The sequence below is a fragment of the Patescibacteria group bacterium genome (assembly GCA_034660655.1).
Classification (GTDB): domain Bacteria; phylum Patescibacteriota; class Patescibacteriia; order JAACEG01; family JAACEG01; genus JAACEG01.
The window spans coordinates 1-4,890 of record JAYEJU010000015.1 but is presented as its reverse complement, the minus strand read 5'-3'; the positions used below and the strand labels follow the sequence as shown (position 1 = coordinate 4,890).

The window sequence follows — 4,890 nt, the reverse complement described above, 5'->3', positions numbered from 1 at the left end:
AATCCTAATTTTCGCATTACATTAAAAGCATCTGCCGGTCTGCCTAAATAATATTTCTTTTTGTTGTCTGGATAAACATACCACCCCTCTCCGTTTTTTTCTACCTGCAGTAAAATATTCCCACTCACTCTTTTTGATAAATTGTTATCTACTTCGGTTATTAAAAATTTTTCTTCTTCCACGATGTTACTGATACAACTATCTCCTAATTTATTCCAAACATAACCACTTCGGCAACCACACAAACTTTGCCCTTCATCATTAAAATTTCCTGTAAAATAACTATTTTCCCCATAATAACTTTTACAATTTTTGTCATAATTATTATTTGAAATATTTTTATCTGTGACACACATATCATCTTGCCATACATAACCATCAGGACACTTGCAACCTTTTTCTTTCTCTCCTCTTGGACCATACATACGCTTTGCATCACTCTTCGTTTCGGGATATGCTGGAAAATAAACAGTATTTAATTTACAAATTTCTCTTTTTTCTTCAATGCTTTTGCACTCTGTCCCTTTCCATATATAACCGCTCAAACAACCGCAGATAGTTTCGTTTTCATCAGTCATCTTCCCTATATAATAAGAATTTTGTCCATAACTTTTTTTACAACTGTCGGAATATGTAATACATTTATCACTTGTTTCTAATGTTGTATATCCTTCTTCACAAACACACTCATCTTTTATTGCATCATAACGAGTTTTTCCGTTTTTATCATAAGTATCAAGATAGCAACAATATACTTCTTCTGAAAAAATCCTTTCTTTTTCTCTAAGTACTGCGTCCTCCCCATCTTTATCCATTAGATAACCCAAACTTTTAAGCCACCAATTAACCGTAGTTACTGGAATTATAACTCCTGTCATAAAATTGCCGTTATCATCCATTATGCCTGCGCTTGTTATTCCTAAGAATTCTCCATCCTTATTAAATGCTGCCCCTCCAGAACTGCCTGGTGCAATTTTGGCGCTTGTGCCAATAGCTAAAACGCCATCATGATTTTCAAAAATAGTCCCATCATCCATCCAAAAATTAGAAACTACGCCATTTGAATAAGTCATCGTATCATATCCATAATCTGGGAATCCTAAAGTTTGGACTTCATCACCCAGCTCTATACCTGTCAATTCATACCCATACGGCACTGAAGAAATAACACCGCCAAAACTTGGCCATTCATTCATTGGCATCTCAGCAATACTTTTCCACTTAGTGCTATTATCATCTTCCCTTTTCCAATTAACAGCAATAAGTGCTAAATCCAACTCTTCTGAATATTTAGCCTTTCCTGGCCATCCACCATAAGCATGATAAGCGCTCGCCATATAATCACACTTAGGAGTTGATTGCGATTTTTCGGTCACACACACTATTGCCTTATATAAATCTGGATATCTTATAATATCTTCAACTACATGATAATTTGTAAGTATAAATGTGGAACTTGTAATTGACAAATTTATGCCTGACCCAGAAGATATATATTTTTGATTTCTCATATCCCAAATAAGAATTTGTGCCACAGACTTGGTGTGCGAATCATCAATTTTAGTTAAACCAGCCAAAGGTGATAAAACAAAAATTAAGATTGACAAAATTGTAAATTGTTTTTTCATAATATAAAATTTAATGAATAATTTTATTTAGCTCGTGAAATGGATATCGATTAACTTATCGGCGTATCAAAAATTTTAAATAATTTTTTTAACAATTAATATATTGATAATAGTAGTAATAGTCATTATTGCTGTAAGCCATAGAATCCATCTAGTCAGTCGAGCTAAAATAACGTTGTATTTTTCAGTACTATCATTACTTTTTTTAATGACTTTTGTTAAATATTCCAGGCTATCCTTCATTCTTTTATCTAATATGGCTTTCGTATAATCTCGTTTACTGGAATCCAATATAAGCAAATCTTTAATTAGTTCTTCATCTGATTTTTTATTTAGACTATTATTAGAATCTGATTGATATTCTTTTTCCATATTAAGTATGTTAAAAATTATTTAAAATTTGGGTGAGCGAGCGTTAAAAATAAAATTATTTCTATAACCTTTTTTTCTTAAACAATTTTTATATTCATATTCATTTTTTTTGACAAATCTAAAGTAGAAAAGTCAAAATTACTTTTCTTTTTTTTCTCTTAATGACTTTAAAGCTGAAAGATCTAGTGTTTTATCGTATACTTCATGACAACAATCTTTTCTGATTTGGCTCTGCCTCATAGATTGTTGCAAATCAATTTTGTTAATATCCCATATCCCATAAGCGAAAGTAATAATAAGAATTATTAATATAGGGATAATCAATTTTTTATATTTTTTTAATTTTATAAAATAATTATCGTCAACAGGTATCATCGTTCCTAAGATAATATAAAAAAATGATCTTTTCAAAATTTCAAATCCAATATAAATAAAAACGGAAAATAGTATATATAATGATAAACCTAAAACAATATATCCATCATCAAAAAATTCTTCTGTTATAAATAACAAATTTGCACAAATAGCAAATATTAAACTAAAAATATAAATTACTTTTATTAATCTATACCAAATTTTTTGGTTTAATTCTTTGATAGTTTCTATTTTCATAATGTTATTTTAAAATAAAATTGTAAATTGTTTTTTCATATTGATTTATTGATTAACTTTTTTAGACTTTCAAAATCATTACTTATTCTTTTCCAGGCTACTGAGAATGTATATTTTTTATATTGTTCAATTTTCTTCTTAATATCTTTATGTTCTAAATTTTTTGTATAGCCGAAATAGCGCAAAAAACCGTGCTCAAAAAGTTGCTCAAAATCCTCTCTCCTATAAGCAGTGGTAATAACATTTTTATTTACTACACAGAAACTTGACCCAGAAAAAGCTCCATGTATTTCGGCATTATGGACAAATTCAGATCTCCACTGATAAAATATATCTATATTTTTTTTAATATTTTCATCTATTGACAATGCCTTTCGTTTATTTCCAGAATTGAAACAAATGGCATTCGCAAATATTTTTTTGCATTCTTCGTCAACATAATCATCAAAAAATTTTTTTATTTGTCTTCGTACCCCAAACTTATTAAGATATTTTCTTTGTATATCTTTCAAGGTTTCTTTATCTAGAATTGGTTCAAAATTTTTAACTAAATATTCATCAAAAGTTTTATGTTTTTCCTCACTTACCGTAGCTTCAATTAAAGAAAAAATCATTATTAGAGAAAAAAATCTTTTTGTATTTTCATCCTTAAAAAATGGATTACGAATAAAATCGTTATAAAATTTGCTTAATCTAAAGAATTTTTCTTGTTTTTCTTTTGAAAGTGTGGCTAAAAAATTTTTAAAATCTTTCTTGCCTCGAAAATAAGTAAAAAACACTCCAAAACTTATTTTCATTTTAAACTCATAATAACTTTCTTGAAAATTGTTTGTCATATTTATTTCAATTCATACTAATCAATAAATTCCAATTTTTCTATTAATTGATTCCATTTATTATCAAATTTATTAAATATTAAATGAACTTTTTCGCTTGTATTTTCTTCTCCTCCATAAATTTCAACCGCACTATTTTCTCCATATGTCCATGAAACAATTTCACCAATATATATTTTATCATAATTTTTAATCTTAATTTTTACTTTTCTGCCGATATAATCATTTCCATTCAATTTTTCCAATACTTCTTTAGCTATTTCTATATTTTTAAACTGTCCAATTTCAAAAATTTGTCGACCTGTAATTTTAATAATTACGCAACAAATGTCATTAAATACATTTTTTGTATTCAAAATTTGATATTCTGCCACACTGTCAATTTGTTTTCTGACAAGTATCAAATTTTTATTATTGTTCTGATTTGTCATAATTTTTTTCTAATTTTAATTAATTATTCTTTATCTACATTAAATCATAAGTTTGTTGATAAATCAAGGGAAAAAGCGCTAAAATTACAAAAAATTTAATCATTAGGCTTGTGAATTGTTTTTAAGCCGAACCATTTAAATTTTTTGCCTACTTTAATATTTCAAATTTGCAACTTTCGCCTTTAAACAAGCCACTCATAGTAAAATGCATAAAAAACATATTCCATTTTGTCCCTCCCGCCATCATTACCGACTTTTCATTCACAAATTTTTCGCCGATATAATTTTTTTTAGTTATATTATATTTAATTAGAAGCCAGCAATTATCTCCGTAGACATTGTGATATTTCATAGAGCGTTTTTTATTCTCTTGTTTAAAAGTTTCCAAATTGGATTCATATAATGCAGTTCCAATAATTATTTTTTTATCTCTTGTTCCATATTGCATAAAAAGAACATTAAGAGGAAAAATATTCAATTCAGGATGTTCCTTTATTTCCAAAGGATAAGGCACAAATCCAAATAATACTCCTTTTTTAAAATTATTTTTAAAACTCATATTTTTGATTTTGGACTTGGGAGTGAAAATCCCATGGAAAAATGTGGGACATGCCGAAATTCTCCATTTTTATCCTTATAATCACTAATTGGTTTCCAAAATAATCTTCCATCTGGAAAACCGATTATAACAGGATTAAATTCGTTTGCTCTCCCTGATGATAAATCACAGTAACAAACTACTGGGACTTTTCCATTAAACTTTTCTTCTATAGAGCCATTATAATAACCGCATTTTTTGCACTTTTTGATTTTTTTTGAAATAATGTTCATTTTAGTAATTGTTAAAAAATTAAAAAAAACTTTCCCTGAAAGAGAAAGATTTTAAAAAATAATTTTTATCTTTCCCTTTCGGGCTTAGAATTAGCACCTTCCGAAAATAATTTTCGGGGTTGCTGGCAGGTCGTCGGGCTAAGTCCCTTACTGCACTCTTGATAAATTAAATTGTATAAT

Annotated in this window: 7 protein-coding genes and 1 riboswitch; all 7 genes read right to left on the bottom strand. The window is 28.0% G+C overall.

Annotated features, from left to right (window positions below):
* A partial coding sequence (locus U9O55_00955; GenBank protein MEA2088394.1) for a serine protease occupies positions 1–1,628 on the bottom strand: 1,628 nt, incomplete at its 3' end.
* A 75-nt stretch (positions 1,629–1,703) separates the two neighbouring features.
* Entirely contained in the window at positions 1,704–2,000 is a 297-nt protein-coding gene (locus tag U9O55_00950; GenBank protein ID MEA2088393.1) for a hypothetical protein, read from the bottom strand.
* Between the two features lie 138 nt (positions 2,001–2,138).
* Positions 2,139–2,612, bottom strand: a complete 474-nt coding sequence (locus tag U9O55_00945) for a hypothetical protein (protein MEA2088392.1) — start codon at positions 2,610–2,612, stop codon at positions 2,139–2,141.
* Positions 2,613–2,647: 35 nt separating this feature from the next.
* On the bottom strand, positions 2,648–3,448 hold the full coding sequence (locus U9O55_00940) for a hypothetical protein (GenBank protein MEA2088391.1): 801 nt from the start codon (positions 3,446–3,448) through the stop codon (positions 2,648–2,650).
* 17 nt (positions 3,449–3,465) lie between these two features.
* On the bottom strand, positions 3,466–3,879 hold the full coding sequence (locus U9O55_00935) for a hypothetical protein (GenBank protein MEA2088390.1): 414 nt from the start codon (positions 3,877–3,879) through the stop codon (positions 3,466–3,468).
* 148 nt (positions 3,880–4,027) lie between these two features.
* Positions 4,028–4,438, bottom strand: coding sequence for a hypothetical protein (locus U9O55_00930; protein MEA2088389.1), 411 nt, complete (start codon positions 4,436–4,438; stop codon positions 4,028–4,030).
* The gene (locus U9O55_00925) at positions 4,435–4,710 is read right to left on the bottom strand and encodes a hypothetical protein (GenBank protein ID MEA2088388.1); all 276 of its coding nucleotides are present in this window, start codon (positions 4,708–4,710) and stop codon (positions 4,435–4,437) included. Before U9O55_00925 ends, U9O55_00930 begins: the two co-directional genes overlap by 4 nt.
* Positions 4,711–4,772: 62 nt before the next feature.
* Positions 4,773–4,878: riboswitch (SAM riboswitch) on the bottom strand.
* Between the last annotated feature and the right edge of the window lie 12 nt (positions 4,879–4,890).